Source organism: Salipaludibacillus neizhouensis, from assembly GCF_002886185.1.
Classification (GTDB): Bacteria; Bacillota; Bacilli; order Bacillales; family Salisediminibacteriaceae; genus Salipaludibacillus; species Salipaludibacillus neizhouensis.
The window spans coordinates 3144586-3163607 of the sequence record NZ_KZ614146.1 but is presented as its reverse complement, the minus strand read 5'-3'; the positions used below and the strand labels follow the sequence as shown (position 1 = coordinate 3163607).

Sequence of the window (19022 nt, the reverse complement as noted above, 5' to 3'; positions counted from 1 at the left end):
AGCATTCCTGTAGTGCGTTAATTTCGACTTTGAAAAAAATAGAGCCCCTCAGTAAGATAAGAGTATAGATACCAAACTAAAACTCAAATCTAAGGAGGAGCTCTTATATGAAGTTTAAAATGCAAGACAAACAAAATCAACTAATTGAAAGAATTTCTGATAAACATCTTGTTGTTGGTGTGGATATAGCACAGCATGTTCATGTTGCACGAGCTGTAAATTTCCGTGGTATTGTCGTCGGTGATCCTCTCACTTTTGAAAATAACGAGAAAGGTTTCGCTAGATTAATGGAATGGATTTGTCATTTAAAACTTTCAAAAGGATTAAATACTGAAATAGTTGGGATGGAACCTACCGGACATTACTGGTTGAACCTATCTAAATGGTTATATGATCAAGATATTGATGTAGTAACCGTTAATCCTCACCATGTGAAAAGAAATAAAGAAAATCGTGATAATACCCAATCTAAAAGCGATAAAAAAGATGCCCTTGTGATTGCAGATATGATCAAGAATGGGTATTACTCCTTTATCCGGCCCACTTCTGAAGCTTTTGAAAAGCTTCGAGTGCTAATGGCTAACCGAGATGTAATCGTTAAACGCCTCACCAGTTCTATTAACCAAATAAATCGTTGGGTAGATATTGTCTTCCCTGAACTTCGAGAAGTATTTAAAGATGTAAAAGGAAAAGGGGCAATCGCAACACTTCGGTTATTTCCTACACCTTCAGAACTATGTTCCATGAAAGCACAGGATATAGTGAAAGGTTGGAAAACAGTGATGAAACGTCACGCAGGACTTAAAAAAGCACAATCGTTAATTGACTTAGCAAAAAATTCTGTAGGCAGTAAACAAGCACACGAAGCCTATAAGCTTCATTTAGAACATTTACTTGAAGAATTCGATTTAGCAAAAGTCCAACTCGAAAGAGTAGAAAAAGAAGTCACTTCCGTACTTGATCAAATTACTTTCGCTAAAAAAATAATTGCCATTGAAGGAATTAGTGAAATTTCATTGGCGGGTATTTTAGGAGAAGCTGGTGATTTAAGTGGCTTCGCGCATGGTAATTCTCTATTACGACATGCGGGACTACATCTGGCAGAAGCAAGCTCGGGTAAATGGAAAGGACAAATTGTCGTTTCAAAACGTGGGAGATCTCGACTAAGGCGATTTTTATTTTTAACGACATTAAGCCTTGTGAGCAATAACTCTGATTTCAAGCAGATTCATTTTAATAATGTTAAAGTCAAAAAGATGAAAAAAATGAAATCTATCATGAAACTCGTGGGGAAATTAGCAAGAATATTGGTGGCAATATCTAAAAATCATGAATCATATTGTTCTCAGAAAGTACAACCATTAGCACCTATAGCAGCTTAATTCTAATCGTAAACTAAGTAAGGCTTTAAAGTAATTAAAAGTAGTTTAATAATTCTTGAATGTTGGCTTATTCGTAGGATTACAGAGAAAGCGCGGAGTACTGGATACCGTTGTACCTAAGGGCACTGACCCGTTTGCGCAGCAAAACCGGCCTCCACCCCTTGGATAGGCATGACGAAGGAATGAAAGGGCAAATGACCCGTTGAGACATGGGAGGGATAGCCTCCAGGGGCGGCGTGGAGATGCGTGCAGTATATTATGGAAATAAATGGAGCTACTATTGACTCCTCTATTCCCGCATGCCTTCATGTAGCCTTTATTATCAAAACTCATTCCATTCATCCGTCATTGTTCTTAGAAGTGGTCTGAAATCCTGCGAATAAGCGAGCATTTGTGAGTAAATAGAATCTAACTGAGGGAGTACAACGATACTGTTCAGCAGAAAAAGAATCTTCAACAATCAGGCGCGAATCTGTAATAAGAATTGGCCCTTTCTTTGTGAATAGGACCAGATTGTGGAGTAACTGTCAGTACGTAGTAGCCTTTATACTGAGCAGCAAAAGGTCTTCACTTTTTAGCCTACTTTGTGAAATGTACTAACAGTAACGACGCAGGTTACTTTAAGATGGTACGGTATAATTAAACTCCTGCATTAAACACCAAATTGTTTTAAATGGTGGTCAAGATGCTTGTAGATTCCTTTTCCCCATTGTTCGGAAGTGAATTTTCCGAAAAAAGGATGTGGATGACCTGTACAAGCCTCTGGTCCATTCTTTTGAAATGTAATAATTTTTTGTTTCAGTTTTTCTCTTTCTATTTCAAATTCTTTTTTACTTGTAATTACAATGGATGGAATAGTAGACATATTGTGGGGTAAAGGTTTGTCATTATAAAAAATGGGTTTTGCAAATCGACCTACTAATAACCCTAACCAACCTCTTGGGGGTAAAGAATATCCCATTGCGATATCTTGGAAAGACGAGCAATGAGCTAACATTTGAGCGACATCCATTTTTCCCCATTTTGATTGTGAATTTACGTTTAAGTTTTCGATACGATTTAATAATTCATCTGTATACGTGACCTCAAAAATATTATTCATTAGAATACTCCTTTAGTTTTTGATTTAACCATTAAATGCCCATGATTATTTAATATATAATTCAACGTCAACGTTATTTTATCCTTCTTTAACTAACTGGTGCAATTCTTGAAGAAACAGGGATTGCTATTTTAGTTATTGAAGTAAAGAATCAGTAATGAATATCTTTAAAGGGGGAAGTATGCCTGCATATGCTCCTCTTCTGTTTGTACATTTGATGAGATTAAAGATGATAAAGTTATATAATTAAAGATAGATGAACCTAAATTTCAAGCATCAAAAAAAAACACCAAAAACAATTCTGAAAATTGAATTACTTCAAATTGTAGGTAATATAACTGTTAAAGTAAGGGGAGCCATGAAGAAGTCTGCTAAAGTGTCAGTATTCACTAAATAGGATTCCTCAATTTAGTTGCAGTTGGTCTAGCATGTCAGTATTTACATGAGAGTAGACAATAATCTGATGCCTACACGACCAAATCGTTAACATTAAACAATGGACCTGAACTCGTAGCAATTAGGAATTTTTAGGTCCAGTTTACCGGATACTACACTTAGGTATGCAAAATAACTCACGAAAGAAAATGTGAGCAGCTTAATAGATATCTAATTCAGTAAAAGTGTATTTTCAGTAGACACATAAGACAATTGTTAATATGGTATTTAACCCCCAGTGTTGCTAGTTTCTTGCACTTTTATTTGTTAATATTAAATAGTATAATGAACAAGATTTGATAAAAAGTATTTAAACATAGTAAAAGTAAAAAAAGCAGGGACATCTTTGCTTTTTATTTTTGGTGTGGACATTAGGGGTTGTCCGGATGTCTCATAATGAGAGGATTTGAGTTTGACTATGACAGAAAATTTTTGGCGTGATTTACCACGTCCATTTTTTATATTGGCACCAATGGAAGATGTGACGGATGTTGTTTTCCGCCACGTAGTGAGTGAAGCAGCTAGACCGGATGTATTTTTTACGGAGTTTACAAACACAGAAAGTTATTGTCATCCAAAGGGGCACCAAAGTGTTCGTGGGCGTTTAGCTTTTACGGAAGATGAACAACCACTTGTGGCCCATATATGGGGAGATAAACCTGAATATTTTCGACAAATGAGTATTGGGATGGCAGAAGAAGGTTTTCGCGGTATAGATATCAATATGGGATGTCCAGTACAGAATGTGGCAGCAAATGGGAAGGGATGCGGTCTTATCCGTCGTCCAGAGGTTGCAGCGGAATTAATACAAGCAGCAAAAGCAGGAGGACTGCCCGTAAGTGTGAAGACAAGGCTTGGTTACACGGATGTAAACGAATGGCGCGGCTGGCTTACACACATATTGAAGCAAGACATCGCAAATCTTTCTATTCATCTGCGTACAAAAAAGGAAATGAGTAGTGTGGATGCTCATTGGGAACTGATTCCGGAGATTAAGAAACTTCGTGATCATGTCGCACCAGATACACTTTTGACGATCAATGGGGATATTCCTGATCGTCAAACCGGCTTGGACCTCGTTCATCAATACGGTGTTGATGGGGTTATGATTGGGCGTGGTATTTTTACAAATCCATTTGCCTTTGAAAAGGAGCCAAAAGAGCATAGTAGTGAGGAATTTCTGGATCTCTTAAGACTACAGCTTGACCTCCATGATCACTATTCAAAGGAATATGAACCGCGTCCATTCAAACCTCTTCATCGTTTTTTTAAGATATATGTGCGTGGGTTTCGAGGGGCAAGTGAATTAAGAAATCAGATGATGAACACAGCGTCAACAGATGAAGTGCGTGCATTGCTTGATAACTTTGGGTCAAATAATGTTGATTGTAGTATATTATAATTAAGATATATACGGCCAGTTGGTATGTTTTGCTAATTCATACATGAAGTAGCGGTGGTTGGAGAGAATATTTGTCTAATTAAATATGATTTTCTATAAAACACTCAGAGATATTGATATATATATATCTGAGTGTTTTTTGGATTTTGAAAAAATGGAACCGAAGCAGTTATGTTGAACTCTGTTGAAACTTAAAAGCTTTGTTGAACGTCAAACATTATTATAGGAGGTTTTCAATGCGTATTATCATAGTCTTTTTAGTAGGATTTTTATTAATATTAGTAGGATGTGGAAACGGTTCGGATTTTAACGGTATTATTTTGGAAGTGAAAAACGCAAGTATTGTAGTGGGAACAGATGACGTTGACCCAGAGGCTAGTTATCCTACTTATGAAATTTTGGTAGATGATGAAACTGAGTTTTTAGGAGAAGTTGATGATTTTTCTGAATTTAAGAAGGACCTAAAAGTTGATATTTGGGTCTTAGACAACGGAGAAAATAACTCAATAGATAATATAGTTGCAAGTAAAATAGTGGTTGAATAATTGGTTATTGAACTAAAGAAGTGCAAAAATGGAATAAGTAGTTGTCGTTCTGTCAGGTACTATTTTCTTTAACAAAGTAAGAATATAATATCTTAGACACTAGAAAAAAATGAGGTGATTTTGTTTTGCAAAAATGTGAGAACTGTAAAGCACAATTTAGTTGGAGTAAAATCTATAAATCCTTCTGGTGGAATTATAAACCTATTAAATGTAGCGAATGCGGTACGATACATAAGATAACAATTGCAGGTAGATTCATTTTTGTCTCCTTAACTATTCTGCCAATGCTTATCTTCGGTAACTTCCTATCCCCTTTTAGCAACATTATTGTGACACTTGGGATAGCTATTTTTATTTTAATAATTGGTTCTTTGTTCCCCCCTTTTTTAGTTACTTATAAAGAGTCTTTGTGAACCATTTACTTAAGCTATCGGAGTAGCTATCTTTTAATAAAAAGTTAGAATTACCTACATTGGAGTGGTATTATGAAAAAATATTATCTTGCTGTCACATATGATGTTTGTGAACATAATGATTTTTTTATGGACATGAACGAATATCATTTAATCTCTCTAGTTATTTTGGATAATTATGCAAAATACTTAGCGGAAAGGGATATTGCTCCAATAGTAAGAGTATTTACATCTGATACAAGTGATTTTATAGGAACAAGACTCTATAAAGAATATAAATTCAAGGAATATGAATGTGGATGTGTTGATTAGTTTAGAAGTAGCAAGTTTGTTTGTAGAAGGCTGAAAATATATTTCAAGATTGGAGTGTATTACAAAAGAAGATATATTGTTCTTATCGTTATTTGTGTGTTGGGATTATTTAGTGGCATTCGTTTATTACGATTACCCACGATCCGTATGCAGGCGGCTACTAACAACGTGTAATTTTCCTCCGTGACGGAAAAAACTTCAATGAAATGTTTAAAGGAGAACAATCGGAAAAAGAATTTTTTCACCGTATCAACTATTCTGTTATTTACTTTATTAATAGTCATAATCACGATTCAAAGTTATTTTAAAGAAACATTTATTGCTACAATAATGGCATTGATTGTCGGAACGTATTTATTTTTCCACCAGTTAACCGGTTGGATTTTACAAAAAATGAGATGTAATTGAAATCAATAATTGCAAAATAAAAAGTAAGTGTATTCAATTAAAGCATAAACAAACAAGTTAGGAATTGATTGCTAATCTTAATTCCAATTAATTGCATTTATAATTAGAATGTGTTAAATTACGTGACATATCAATGTTTGATTCATCAAACATTGATATGTCACGTAAAAAAGAAAGGAGATATCTCTTGTCGCACATATCATCAGAAGAAACTTTTAAACAGATCCTGGACCTTCATCATCAACTACTCAGTACATTTGAACGGTGTACAGGGATTAGCGCATCCCGTATGCAAGTGTTGTTTCATGTTTACCACTCTAAGGAAATCAGTCAAACTGCGCTTAAAAAGCTGGTTGGCATCGATCATGCGGCCATTACCCGCCATTTGAAACAGTTGGAGGGCGAAAATATGGTGATTCGTCGTACCAGCCCGGAAGATAACCGATTTACACTTGTTAAACTTTCCGAAAATGGACGTCAGCAAATTGAAACCCTCAACAAGGAACGGGAACAATTTTTGAACCAGATGCAGCTGGGATTTGGTGAACAGGAACTGAAACAGCTATCTGCGATGCTTCAACGGATCAAACACAATTTAGTTCAACTGTAATCAGGTTACGTATCATATAAAACATATAGAGGAGAGATCATCCAATGTCAACTGCTAATACAGTTACTCAAACCAATGATTTCAAAAAAATCGTTATGGAACGTCGTTCCATCAAAAGTTACGATCCTTCCGTAAAAATCAGTCGTGAAGAAATGACGGAAATTTTGAGCGAAGCGACACGCGCTCCTTCTTCGACGAACCTCCAACCCTGGCATTTTCTAGTGATTATGAGTGATGAATCCAAAGCTAAACTGATGCAAATATCAGCACCCTCCAACAGTCTAAAGATAGAGACTTCTGCAGCGACGATCGCTATTTTTGGTGACCTGAAAAACATACTGAAAGCTGAAGAAATTTACAATAAAAATGTAGAACTTGGATACATGCTTGCTGCAGTTAAAGAACAACTACTTCCTGGTATACGGGGATGGTATGATACCCTTTCTGAACAGAATCGCAGAGATATTGTCATGACCGACTGTGGTCTAGTAACTATGCAATTGATGCTCGTTGCCCGTGCTCACGGATATGACACAAACCCGATTGCTGGTTATGATAAGGAGCGAATTAATGAAGTATTCGGTTTGGATAAAGACCGCTATGCTCCGGTAATGCTTGTATCCATCGGTAAAGCTGCTGATGAAGGCTTTCCTACCATGCGTTTGCCAATCGACAGAATTACGGATTGGGAATAATCTAATATTATCCAATTTCTTTAGAGCTGCGTAACAACCATGCATCGCCGAAGGATAAGTATTCCCGGGAGCAAAAACGATAATCAACGGCCTCTACAAGAAAAGGTTATGTTTATCAGTCTTTAACGAGAATATAAGAGTTGAGAAGTGCAAGTGAATTCACTTGCACCTTTCTTTAAATAAAATTGCCCTACAACTTACCATAGTTACACTTAACTTTTTGAATTATTTTTTGTTCAAGGAAAAGAAATCGATGATTTAGAAGTATTGCTAGAAGGTACCGCCACCAGGAAACGTAAAAGAGGAACTGTTTTTAATGACCGATGAAAGGAACTGGAGGAGGATAGATAGGATGGATAATAAGGTGTATGATTTAGTAGGGGTGGGAGTAGGGGCTTTTAATTTGAGTCTTTCGGCTTTACTCGATAACCTTCCGGAAGTGGAATCTGTTTTTTTTTTTTTGGATCAAAAACCCTATTTTGATTGGCGTCTAGGCATGTTAATTGTAGGTACAAGACTTCAGGTCCCCTTTATGGCAGACTTAGTATCGTTAGCAAATCCAACAATCGTTTGCGTACAAGATATCCATACGGAAGATGCAACTACATATAAATGTAAATACCTTGTGATAGGTACCGGCAGTGATCCTGTGATACCAGAATCATACCAAAGCCTTTCTGGAGAAAATGTTTATCACATTTCTCAGTTTCTAGAACGTCAAGATCGATGTAGAAAAGCGAAATCTATTGCCGTCGTTGGGTCAGGTCAAAGCTCAGCAGAAGTGTTTCATGAATTGTTTACGAACAGTGCAAAGGCACTGTTCGTAAGACTGACCTTTTAATATTTTTAGTTACAGGATTCTGAATAACCTTGACATTTTATTATATTAACCTGTTTATCACTAAACTACTTTTGAAGTTTTCTTTACTGATTGAGATATCGTCTCCTTTATATGGTTAGCTGATATATAACCAAATATGGTTGTTGGTCCTATGGAAGAACCTGGACCAGGATAAACCCGTCCCATCACGGATGCGGAACAATTTCCAGTGGCATAAAGTCCTTCGATTGGCTTATTATTGCACATTGCCTGACCGTACTCGTTTGCTACAATACCACCTTTTGTACCTAAATCACCTGGATAAATTTTAATAGCATAGAATGGGGCTTTCGCGATGGTCCCTAAATTTGGATTTTTGTACTTAGGGTGGCCATAATAATTGTCGTATGCTGAATTTCCACGTCCAAAATCTTCATCTATATTTTTTTCAACAAACCCATTAAAGCGGTCGATCGTTGCTTTCAACCTCTTGTCATCCAATTGAATTTTCTCTGCTAAATCTTCAAGAGTATCTGCCTTGATAAAGTAACCGCTTTCAAACACTTCTTTAGGTGTTCTTCTCGGTAACATATCTCCAAATAAAAATTTGTTGCGATGTCTGCTCTCAAGAATCATCCATGAATGAATCGCCTGACCATTTTTCTCGTGTCTATCCAGAATATTATGACCTGCATCGGTATAAGATTGTGATTCATTAAAATAACGCTCTCCCGTTTGATCGACAATGATGGAGTGTGGCATAGAACGTTCATGAACTAAGAATTTTCGATTGCCATTTCCATCAAGAGTAGCGGGTCCCCACCATGCATCATCTAATAAAGCCGTATCAAGTTGATGTTTTTGAGCAATTAATAGCATATCTCCCGTATTATCTGGACTTGCACTTGTCCAATCTGTCCCAACGTTATGGTATTTTTTGCGGAGCTCTGGGTTTCGTTCAAATCCGCCCCCTGCTAGGATAACCCCTTTGCTTTTAATGTAATAGGGCTGACCATCCTTTTCCACTTTAATCCCAATAACTTTATCATTTTCTATGATTAAATCTTTCAAAGGAGTTGAAAGTTTGATAGACACATTTTGCTCAAGGGCAATTTTTATTAATCGACCTACAAGACCTGCTCCAATGGATATCGCATGACTTCTCTTCATTTTATGCTTAAATCCATTGATAAACATGCCGACGACAGTAAAGAAATCCCCTGAATTTGTAAATGCTTTCGCTAGTGAGGCAACCTTACCAGAATATATCGGTATTGGTGGGTCAATGTCTCCCGTTCTTAATTTGTCTTCATAGTCTTTTAGTTCTCTAGCATCATATATTTCTGCTTCAAGAGATCGACCAATTTTTCCGCCTGGTTTTTCTGGATAATAGTCGGGATACTTAATACCAGGAACCCATTTCATACCTAAATCCTCTAAAAATTTGACCATTTTAGAGCCGTTTTTCACATAAGCTACTTTCCGTTCGTTTGTCGATGCTGGACCAGTATCCTCAATCACTTCTTGCATATAGGTGAGGGCTTCTTCTTCACTATCTTGTAAGCCAGCATTTTTTGAAACGTGATTATTTGGTACCCACACACCACCACCAGAAAGAGCCGACGATCCGCCATATACGTCCGCTTTTTCAACAATGACTGTTTTTAAACCTTGATTTGCCGCTGTAATGGCTGCAACGAGTCCTCCAGCACCACTACCGACAACTACAACGTCATATTCTTCATTCCATTCCATCATTACCCCTCCTGTTAAATGATTGATAAAAACAACTTATTTGTTACATGAACTTCATTCTCAAAAAAACTTAGTACTGTGCATATTTGATGATAGGATTAGGATGTTGGAGTAATTTGAGAATAATTGAGAATAGTAAATAAAATAAATCAATTATTTTGAATTATTAGAACAAATAAGTTATTTTTATTATACATCTGTGTAATAAATTTGTCCAACTAGGAATGAATAAACTTAACTTGCTCTAGGATATTGGGAGGGTAACGATCAATGAACGAACAGGATTTACGTGTCATTAAAACAAAGAAGAATTTACAATTGGCGTTAATACAATTACTTAAAGAAAAGGATCTTGAAAAAATTAAGGTCACGGAGCTTTGCCGACTGTCTGGGATAACAAGAAGAACATTTTATCTCCATTATGAAAATGTTCGGAAATACTTCGAAGAATTTATTGAACAGCTACTGGAAGAACTAGAGCAGTCAATGGAAAAAACGACAAAATACCGGATGATGACTAACCAGCAACTGGTTCCCAATATGATTCATTTATTTGAACATGTTTATCTTAATAAAGAATCCTACCAATTTATTTTTAGCGGCAATTCTAACTTTGCATACTATCAAATGTTTTTTAAACGAATAAAAGTCATCGTAAAGAGCTCCATGGAACTGATGGACCTGGATCATGAATTAACAGACTTTCAGGTTGCCTATCAGGCAAATGCTATATTAGGGATGATCTTGGAGTGGTATTTTGAAAATTTTCAAAAATCAGTTGAGGAAATGAATCGTTTACTGATGACGTCTTTAAGAATATAACTTGAGGGGAAGATGTCAATTTTTTCAAAACAAGAAAGTTTTATTAGATCTTGAGTAAATTTAATTTATTTAATTTATATAACCCAATAGATGACTATTGGGTTATTGATTCATATAGTACTAACATTTTAATCGCTTAAAATGTAGAATTTTACGCTTGCAATAAAATTTTTTAGAACGTATAATTTAATTAGTTTACTAGTCAAACAAATTGAAAGGGGGTGTAATATTGATTAATGATGATTTTTTGTTAACAAATGTAACAGCTAAAAAACTTTTTCATTCTTATGCAAAAGACTTACCGATTGTCGATTATCACAATCATTTGAATGCAAAGGATATTTATGAAGATCGTGATTATGAATCGATCACCGACGTGTGGTTATCAGGTGACCATTATAAATGGCGTGCGATGAGGGCGAATGGTGTAGAAGAACATTACATCACAGGGGATGCTACAAATGAAGAGAAGTTTTCTGCGTGGGCAGATACGGTTCCGAATCTACTAGGAAACCCTTTGTATCATTGGACGCATCTTGAGTTAGCTCGTTTTTTTTCTATAAATTGTTTGTTTGGTAAACAAACTAAAGATTATGTTTATAAAAAAACAAACGAGGTTATCCAATCTGGCCAATTATCTGCTAGAAAGATTTTAGATATGCAAAAAGTTGTTTTTGTTGGTACGACTGATGACCCTACCGATGACCTTTACTATCATCGGAAGTTAAAAGAAGAAGGTTATAAAGTTACAGTATCTCCTTCTTTTAGACCTGATAAAGCTTTAGGGATTGATCAAGAAGGTTTCCTTAACTGGTTGAAGGACTTAGAAAAGGTGACCGACAAAGAGCTCAAAGATTATCAGAGTTTCCTCGAAGCGATGAGGGAGCGCGTAGATTTCTTTGCTGAGGTTGGATGCCGCAGTGCAGACCATGGTATCAATGAGATGTTTTATAGAAAAACATCAATAGAAGAGATTGAAAGTATTTATAAAAGTAAATTGAATGAAAAACTATTAAGTGATGAACAGGTAGAAAAATTTAAAACATTCACGCTACAACAGCTAGCTGAAAAATATGTTGAAAAAGAGTGGGTTATGCAGCTACACATTGGACCACTTCGCAATAATAATACCGGCATGTTTGATCAAATAGGACCTGATAGTGGTTTTGATCAAATGGGAGATGCTCCCGTTGCGAAACCGTTGAGTCACTTCCTTGATTCATTGGATCAACAGCAACATTTGCCAAGGACTATTCTTTATACGTTAAATCCAAGAGATAACGTCATCATGGCTTCGATGGCTGGCAACTTCCAGGGGGCGGACGTTCCTGGGAAAATCCAGTTTGGGACAGCTTGGTGGTTTAATGACCACTATGATGGCATGATGGATCAGATGAAAACCCTAGCAAGCATTGGATTACTCAAGCACTTTGTAGGGATGTTAACAGACTCTAGAAGCATGTTGTCATTCACTAGACATGAGCTTTTCCGACGAATCTTATGTGAATTACTTGGAACATGGGTGGAAGAAGGAAAAGTACCTAATGACTTGGACTTATTAGCTGAATACGTTGAAGACATTTGTTACTACAATGCAAAAAGATATTTTTCATTGTAAGAAGAAAAGCGTATACGTTGAATTAGATGTCATTAAGAAATAGTTATAAATACGATTAGAGGAGTGTTTCGAATGGAAATGAGTTTTCGTTGGTACGGTGATGACGATCCCGTTACGTTAGATAAAATTAGACAAATACCGGATATGAAAGGGATAGTTTCAGCAATTTATGATATTCCAGCTGGGGAAGTTTGGCCATATGAAGAGATCGTGAAATTAAAAGAAAAAGTGGAAAAGCATGGCCTAAAGGTCAATGTTATTGAAAGTGTCCCTGTTCACGAAGAAATCAAGATGGGTCTTGATACTCGAGATAAGTGGATTGAAAATTATAAACAAACGATCCGTAATCTTTCAAAAGCAGGGATTTACACTGTTTGTTATAACTTTATGCCCGTGTTTGACTGGACGCGTTCTGAGTTAGATGCACCTCTTCCAGATGGTTCGAACTCACTGAAGTATGATGAAGAAACAGTGAAAAATTTAGATCCATTAAGTGGTGAATTAACTCTTCCTGGTTGGGATTTATCTTTTCAAACAGATGAGTTAGGAAAAATTATGGAACGATATCAGACCATTTCTGAAGATCAGCTCATGGACAATTTAGTGTACTTCCTTGAAAAAGTGATTCCGGTTGCGGAAGAGGAAGACGTCTTGATGGCGATTCACCCGGATGATCCACCATGGCCAATCTTTGGGCTTCCGCGCATTATTAAAAACAAGGATAGCGTCAAACATATGCTTCAAGCGGTAGATAGCCCAAATAACGGCATTACCTTCTGTACAGGTTCATATGGAGCGGATCCTAAAAATAACTTGTTAGAAATTATCGAGGTAGCAAAAGGGCGTATTCATTTTGTCCACGCTAGGAACGTGAAATGGACAGGAGAGTTATCCTTCCAAGAAACTTCACACTCTGTGAAGGATGGTTCGATTGATATGGTCGGTGTCATGAAGAAATTAATTGAAGATGGTTATGAAGGACCGATTCGACCAGACCATGGAAGAATGATTTGGGGAGAAACAGGTCGTCCAGGTTACGGATTGTATGATCGAGCGCTAGGAGCAACTTATTTAAATGGCATTATCGATGCAATTAAAAAATAGGAGGAAATTATAATGAACTTACCTTTTGATATAGATTTGAACGGAAAAGTTGCTGTCGTCACAGGTGGAAGTGGAGTATTAGGATCATACATGAGTGAAGCTCTCGCAACATCCGGAGCAAAGGTAGCGATCTTATCGATTGATCAACAAGGGACAGATAAAGTCGTGAAGGAAATAAATGATAAAGGCGGAAACTGTGCCGGATTTATGGTTGATGTCCTCAGTAAGGAAGCTCTTGAAAAGGCCCGTTCTGAAATTACGGAAAAGTTTGGAACGTGCGACATTTTAATTAATGGTGCTGGAGGAAACCATCCAAAAGCGACAACATCAAACGAAAAGTTTAGTATGGAAGATCTGGAAGATGATATCCAACAGACGTTCTTTGATCTAGATCCAGGATCGGTTGAGTGGTTATTTAAGCTAAACTTTATCGGCACTTTATTGCCAACACAAATTTTCGCGAAAGATATGGTCGGGAAAAAAGATGCATCCATCATCAATATTTCTTCGATGAACGCATTCCGTCCATTAACAAAAATCCCAGCTTATAGTGGTGCAAAAGCGGCAGTTAGTAACTTCACACAATGGTTGGCTGTGTACTTCGCTGAAGTTGGAATTCGCGTTAATGCGATTGCACCAGGATTTTTCATCACAGCGCAAAATGAAGCATTGCTTATGGATGAGAAAGGGGAATTCACTGAACGCGCTCATAAAATTTTGAGTCAAACGCCACAAGGACGTTTTGGGGAGCCTGAAGAACTAATAGGTACACTATTATGGCTCATTGATTATAAGTCATCAAGTTTCGTGAATGGTATTGTTGTTCCGATTGATGGCGGCTTTTCTGCCTTTTCAGGAGTATAGGAGGAGTACAATATGCAAGGGTTTACTATTCTAAAAAAAATGCTTGACCAAAAAATTGCTGTTGTTATCCGTGGAAAGGACGAGGCCGAAGCTGTGAAAACAGCCGAGGCCTGTTACCAAGGTGGGGTACGTGTGCTTGAAGTGACATTTACCGTAAGCGGGGCAGATGACGTCATGAAACAGCTAATTAAGCAATATGACGATGCCATTGTGGGTGCTGGAACGGTCCTTGATAGTGAAACAGCTCGCATTGCGATTCTTGCAGGGGCAGAATTTATCGTTAGTCCGGCATTTGATCGTGAGACGGCAAAATTATGTAATAGATATCAAATTCCTTATTTACCTGGATGTATGACAATCACGGAGATGATTGAGGCTAGTGAATATGGCTCAGTCGTATTAAAACTTTTCCCAGGGCAAATGTATTCACCATCTTTTATTAGTAATGTGAAAGGTCCTCTTCCTTTCGTGAATATTATGCCAACCGGTGGAATTCATCTGGACAATGTCAAGGACTGGCTAGCTGCTGGTGCCGTCATGGTCGGTGTCGGTGGAGAAATTACCAAAGGCGCAAAAACCGGAGATTTCAAGGCAGTCGCAGAAGAAGCACGTCGATTTATAGAGCGAATAGAGGAGTGATCAGATGGTAAAGGTCGTTTCAATAGGCGAGATTCTCATACGCTTTCAAGCACCGAATCACTCTCGTTTGTCTCAAACCCCTCATTTTGACGCGTATTATGGTGGGGCAGAGGCTAACGTTGCAGTCGGCCTAAGTCATCTTGGTCATGATCTTACTCTATTGTCATCACTTCCGAAAGATCATCCTTTAGGGGATCGTGCGGTTCAACATCTCCGTAAACACAGTGTTAGCGATCGGTTAATACTAAGAGATGGAGAGCGAATTGGTATCTACTATGTTGAACAGGGGTTTTCGAATCGACCTGGAAAACTCGTTTATGACCGTCAACATTCGTCGATTTTAGCTCTAGTTGATCGTTCGATCGACTGGGATGATGTCTATCTTGAACAAGATTGGCTCCATTTATCAGGTGTCACGCCTGCAATCGATCCGAAAATGAGAGACTTTGTTGTGCATGCGGTGAAAGAGGCGAATGCTCGTGGTGTCAAAGTGAGCTTTGATTTTAATTTCCGTAGTAAACTATGGTCGAAAGAAGAAGCAGTAGAAACGTTTAAAACTCTTCTTCCGTATGTCGATCACTGCTTTGCTGGATGGAAAGATTTTGTTCTTCTATTTGATTGGGAGCCTAAAGGCGACACAATGTTGGAGCAATTGCAACTTTTTTACAAGAGGCTTCAAAAAGAATATGATATCTCTTCAGCTAGCTGTACTAATCGACATGTGATCAATTCAAGTCGTCATGAACTGACGGCATATCATTTTGATGGGGGCATTCTTCACGAAGGCAAAACTGTGAAATTTGATGTTCTTGATCGGATAGGTGGAGGCGATAGTTTTGCTGCAGGTGTTCTGCATGGGATATTTTCGGATATGAAGCCTGCCGAGCTATTGGACTTCTCAACAGCATTAAGTGCGTTGAACCATTTTGTTCTCGGAGACAATAGTGGTTTTTCTGAAGAAGAAGTTTTTGATTATATTCAAAATCAATCCGGGGATGTGTCTAGGTAACTTACCTAGACACATTTTTTTGTGCAATAGGATAGGTGTTTTTTGGTTTCTCCATCTATTAACTCTTAAATATGATAGTGGTAATTCGCATGGATTAATGTACTTACACCGAGAAACTTCTTTAACGCAAGAGCTGATGCTCCAATTGCACAAGCTTTATTTCCTAAAATAGATACTCTAATTTCTTTATAATTATTAAATTTGGATTGAAGTTTTCCTTCAACTTTTGTGATGAGCTCAGGATGAGCGTTTAAAAAAGGGCTATTTAAAATGAGTTTTTCTGGATTGAAAATATTGATGATATTGTTTAAACCTACAGCAAGGTAATGGAGGTATTCGTCCATATACTGATTTTCTCCCCCGTGATCAAACATCTTTTGTAACCGTTCATGATCTGAGTATAAAGGATAAACAGATGCAAGTTTTTTCTTTAGGGCTTTATCAGAGGCATATAATTCCCAGCACCCCAGATTTCCACAAGTGCATTGAGCACCGTTTGTTTCAATAATCATATGACCAATTTCACCGGCAAACCCTTGAAACCCTCGATAAATTTCGTGATTTTTGATAATACCTAAGCCGATGCCAGTATATAATGTGACACAAAACAAATCTGAGATGTACTCAGAGTATACTTGTTCGGCAAAGACAGACAAGTTCGCATTGTTGTCTACATGGGTGTCTACGTTAAACGCTTCCTCAAAGTACTGCGCAATATTTTCTTTTGTCCACTTTTCTTTTGGCGTGTAGACGATTTCGTTTTTCCTGTTTACGATGCCGTGGACACCAATTCCAATTCCAACCAAGCAATGGGGAGAGTAAAGGTCATTGTATTTCTGTATTAACGGTTGAAGAATCTCAATAATTTCACTACTAACAAGACTTAATTGAGTGTTTTCTAATGGTTTTTCATCGCGATGAAGGACCCTTCCTTTTAAGTCTGAGAAAATGAAGAAGAATTTCTTCTCGTCAATATCGATACCAACGCTGTAACCTGCTTGCCCATTAATCTCAAGGATAATTGGCTTTCTTCCACGAGACGTCGTTTCACCAGCTACTTTTTCAATAAATAGATCGTCATCAAGTAGCTCTTGAACTTGAGCAGACACCGTAGCTTTATTCAATCCGGTTTTTCTGGAGAGTTCGCTGCGTGATAAGGTCATGTGCTGAATGAGTTCTTCAATTAAAATAAGTCGGTTCATCTTTTTGATATATGTAGCATCACCAGTATTCATTTTTTCACCTCAATAAGTTTACCAACTAAACATATCTTTATATTATACCATTTTTAAACATAAAAATTATAAAAAAGTGATTGAGGATGTAATAAATTTAGTAGCTAAACTTTTAACTTACGTATCAATAAAAATCCAGTTCACTCAGTTGCTTGTATGCCTGTAGCTATTGAAGTATGTCAATGACAAGAAATATAGGCTTGAACTTGTATGAATAATAATTTTTTGGGATTTAATCTTATGCAATATTAATTAAGTATTCGTTCTTCTAACTTATTATTATATCTATTGTCTATGCATGACTAATACTTTGAATAATTAGTTTCATATACGATATAACATTGACTAAAAACACCTCTTGAAGGGATTTGTAGTAACTTTGTACTATTTATATTAAAAATTTCATCAGAAGACTTAGTAATTTAGGGCAAGAATCTCTTGCCCTTTTGGACGTTATAAACCTGATTATTGATTGCTATAATTTAAATACAGCTAAATACTGTTAAAGGTTTCCAAAATAGAAAGGAAGATGTTTAATGGAATCGGGGAAAATAACGCCAGAGCAAGAAGTTATAGGTGTTTTAAGTGGTAGAAGTGAGAAAGATCCTTTTGTAGTATTCGAAGAACTGCGTAAAAAAGGTCCGGTTACGCCTATTCCTATGACAATGGGAGATTCCGACAATCAAGTTTGGATTGTCACACAAATGGAAGAGGCTAAAAAGGTTCTAAAAGACAATGCGAACTTTTGTGTTGATTCTAATACTATTAATAAGAGCAGTGACACCAAACAATCTTTAACAAATAGCTCCGAGGAAACAAGTTCCAAACTATTTCTTAGTAATTCCTTAAATGCGCTTGATGAGCCTGATCATCGACGATTACGCCGATTAGTTTCTAAAGCTTTTACACCAAGATACATGGAAAGTATACGTCCACGTGTTCAGGAAATTGCAGATGATTTACTTGATCAGGTACAAGAGCAAGGTGAGATGGATATAGTCTTAGATTTTGCCTACAAATTGCCGATCAATGTTATTTCAGACATGATTGGTGTACCTAAATCTCAACATGAACAAATTTATGAGTGGTCAGAAGCCATCGCTAATGGGCTTGGGTTGGGTAGGTTAGATGATGAAGTTGCGGATAGTCTTGATTCTTTTAGTGAATATTTTAAACAGCTTATAGATGAAAAACGCAAACAACCTAGTAATGACTTAATTAGTGAGCTAATTGTCATAGAAGAAGAGGGAGACAAGCTTAGTGAGAAAGAACTATTGTCAATGGTTCAACTATTGATTTTTGCTGGACATGAGACCACATCTAACCTGATATCCACTGGTACATTAATCTTATTGGATAGCCCTAAGCAATTGGAAATGTTAAAGAATGACCATAGCCTTATCCCAAATGCCGTTGAAGAATTATTACGTTATCATGGGCCTTCTACCACCGCAGGACCACGTTACGCAATCAAAGATATTGAGCTTGGCGGTCAGCAAATAAAAAAAGGAGATGTTCTATTTCCGCTATTGAAGGCAGCGAACAGAGATGAAGAAGTGTTCTCGAATTCCGAAGACTTAGATGTAACACGTGATATCAATCGCCATCTCGCATTTGGACAAGGTATTCACATGTGTTTAGGAGCGCCTCTTGCGCGAATAGAAGGGGATATTGCATTTACTACCTTATTGAAACGGATGCCTAACCTAAAGTTAAGCATACCTCGTAAGGATGTGCAGTGGCAATTCAAGCTAGCGGCGCAAGGTCTCTCCTCGCTACCTGTATCCTTTTAAGACTAATGATGAGTTTTTGTATCACTAAAATATACTTTTACAAATAGTGTTTTAGAGAT

19 protein-coding genes are annotated in these 19022 nt (G+C 37.1%); 16 read left to right on the top strand and 3 right to left on the bottom strand.

Annotated elements, in window-relative coordinates; translation table 11 throughout:
• Window positions 1–107 precede the first annotated feature (107 nt).
• Window positions 108–1382 (top strand): IS110 family RNA-guided transposase, encoded by a 1275-nt coding sequence (locus CEF18_RS14885; protein ID WP_110934896.1) that lies wholly within the window; start codon window positions 108–110, stop codon window positions 1380–1382.
• 652 nt (window positions 1383–2034) lie between these two features.
• On the opposite strand, the gene CEF18_RS14880 is transcribed toward CEF18_RS14885, so the two are convergent.
• Window positions 2035–2484, bottom strand: a complete 450-nt coding sequence (locus tag CEF18_RS14880) for a DUF1569 domain-containing protein (protein ID WP_110937191.1) — start codon at window positions 2482–2484, stop codon at window positions 2035–2037.
• A gap of 853 nt (window positions 2485–3337) precedes the next feature.
• On the opposite strand from CEF18_RS14880, the gene CEF18_RS14875 reads away from it, so the two are divergent.
• The 8 genes from CEF18_RS14875 (at window position 3338) to CEF18_RS14840 (ending at window position 8145) form a co-directional block, all read left to right on the top strand.
• On the top strand, window positions 3338–4321 hold the full coding sequence (locus CEF18_RS14875; RefSeq protein WP_110937715.1) for a tRNA dihydrouridine synthase: 984 nt from the start codon (window positions 3338–3340) through the stop codon (window positions 4319–4321).
• A 236-nt stretch (window positions 4322–4557) separates the two neighbouring features.
• Window positions 4558–4866, top strand: coding sequence for a hypothetical protein (locus CEF18_RS14870; RefSeq protein ID WP_110937190.1), 309 nt, complete (start codon window positions 4558–4560; stop codon window positions 4864–4866).
• A 125-nt stretch (window positions 4867–4991) separates the two neighbouring features.
• Window positions 4992–5279: a TIGR04104 family putative zinc finger protein gene (locus CEF18_RS27220; RefSeq protein ID WP_110937189.1), complete on the top strand. Its 288-nt coding sequence runs from the start codon at window positions 4992–4994 to the stop codon at window positions 5277–5279.
• A gap of 72 nt (window positions 5280–5351) precedes the next feature.
• A complete protein-coding gene (locus CEF18_RS14860) occupies window positions 5352–5591 on the top strand; it encodes a hypothetical protein (protein WP_110937188.1) in 240 nt (79 codons plus the stop codon).
• A 201-nt stretch (window positions 5592–5792) separates the two neighbouring features.
• The gene (locus tag CEF18_RS25985; RefSeq protein ID WP_147422017.1) at window positions 5793–5999 is read left to right on the top strand and encodes a hypothetical protein; all 207 of its coding nucleotides are present in this window, start codon (window positions 5793–5795) and stop codon (window positions 5997–5999) included.
• A 133-nt stretch (window positions 6000–6132) separates the two neighbouring features.
• A complete protein-coding gene (locus CEF18_RS14850; RefSeq protein WP_223292317.1) occupies window positions 6133–6609 on the top strand; it encodes a MarR family winged helix-turn-helix transcriptional regulator in 477 nt (158 codons plus the stop codon).
• A 44-nt stretch (window positions 6610–6653) separates the two neighbouring features.
• Window positions 6654–7304, top strand: a complete 651-nt coding sequence (locus CEF18_RS14845; protein WP_110937187.1) for a nitroreductase family protein — start codon at window positions 6654–6656, stop codon at window positions 7302–7304.
• A gap of 352 nt (window positions 7305–7656) precedes the next feature.
• Window positions 7657–8145 carry a SidA/IucD/PvdA family monooxygenase gene (locus CEF18_RS14840; protein ID WP_183041198.1) on the top strand — a complete coding sequence of 163 codons (489 nt, stop codon included), beginning with the start codon at window positions 7657–7659 and terminating at the stop codon, window positions 8143–8145.
• A gap of 60 nt (window positions 8146–8205) precedes the next feature.
• Here CEF18_RS14840 and CEF18_RS14835 read toward each other — a convergent pair whose 3' ends face one another.
• On the bottom strand, window positions 8206–9882 hold the full coding sequence (locus CEF18_RS14835; protein WP_110937185.1) for an FAD-dependent oxidoreductase: 1677 nt from the start codon (window positions 9880–9882) through the stop codon (window positions 8206–8208).
• Window positions 9883–10149: 267 nt separating this feature from the next.
• Between CEF18_RS14835 and CEF18_RS14830 the strand changes: the two genes are divergently transcribed.
• From CEF18_RS14830 to CEF18_RS14805, 6 genes are all read left to right on the top strand, one after another.
• Window positions 10150–10701 carry a TetR/AcrR family transcriptional regulator gene (locus tag CEF18_RS14830; protein ID WP_110937184.1) on the top strand — a complete coding sequence of 184 codons (552 nt, stop codon included), beginning with the start codon at window positions 10150–10152 and terminating at the stop codon, window positions 10699–10701.
• A gap of 229 nt (window positions 10702–10930) precedes the next feature.
• A complete protein-coding gene (uxaC, locus tag CEF18_RS14825; RefSeq protein ID WP_110937183.1) occupies window positions 10931–12319 on the top strand; it encodes a glucuronate isomerase in 1389 nt (462 codons plus the stop codon).
• Between the two features lie 72 nt (window positions 12320–12391).
• A complete protein-coding gene (uxuA, locus tag CEF18_RS14820) occupies window positions 12392–13423 on the top strand; it encodes a mannonate dehydratase (protein WP_110937182.1) in 1032 nt (343 codons plus the stop codon).
• 12 nt (window positions 13424–13435) lie between these two features.
• A complete protein-coding gene (locus tag CEF18_RS14815; RefSeq protein ID WP_110937181.1) occupies window positions 13436–14287 on the top strand; it encodes an SDR family oxidoreductase in 852 nt (283 codons plus the stop codon).
• Between the two features lie 12 nt (window positions 14288–14299).
• A complete protein-coding gene (locus CEF18_RS14810) occupies window positions 14300–14926 on the top strand; it encodes a bifunctional 2-keto-4-hydroxyglutarate aldolase/2-keto-3-deoxy-6-phosphogluconate aldolase (protein ID WP_110937180.1) in 627 nt (208 codons plus the stop codon).
• Window positions 14927–14930: 4 nt separating this feature from the next.
• Entirely contained in the window at window positions 14931–15935 is a 1005-nt protein-coding gene (locus CEF18_RS14805; protein WP_110937179.1) for a sugar kinase, read from the top strand.
• A gap of 65 nt (window positions 15936–16000) precedes the next feature.
• Here CEF18_RS14805 and CEF18_RS14800 read toward each other — a convergent pair whose 3' ends face one another.
• Window positions 16001–17170 carry an ROK family protein gene (locus tag CEF18_RS14800; RefSeq protein ID WP_110937178.1) on the bottom strand — a complete coding sequence of 390 codons (1170 nt, stop codon included), beginning with the start codon at window positions 17168–17170 and terminating at the stop codon, window positions 16001–16003.
• A gap of 536 nt (window positions 17171–17706) precedes the next feature.
• On the opposite strand from CEF18_RS14800, the gene CEF18_RS14795 reads away from it, so the two are divergent.
• A complete protein-coding gene (locus tag CEF18_RS14795; RefSeq protein ID WP_110937177.1) occupies window positions 17707–18963 on the top strand; it encodes a cytochrome P450 family protein in 1257 nt (418 codons plus the stop codon).
• Window positions 18964–19022: the final 59 nt, after the last annotated feature.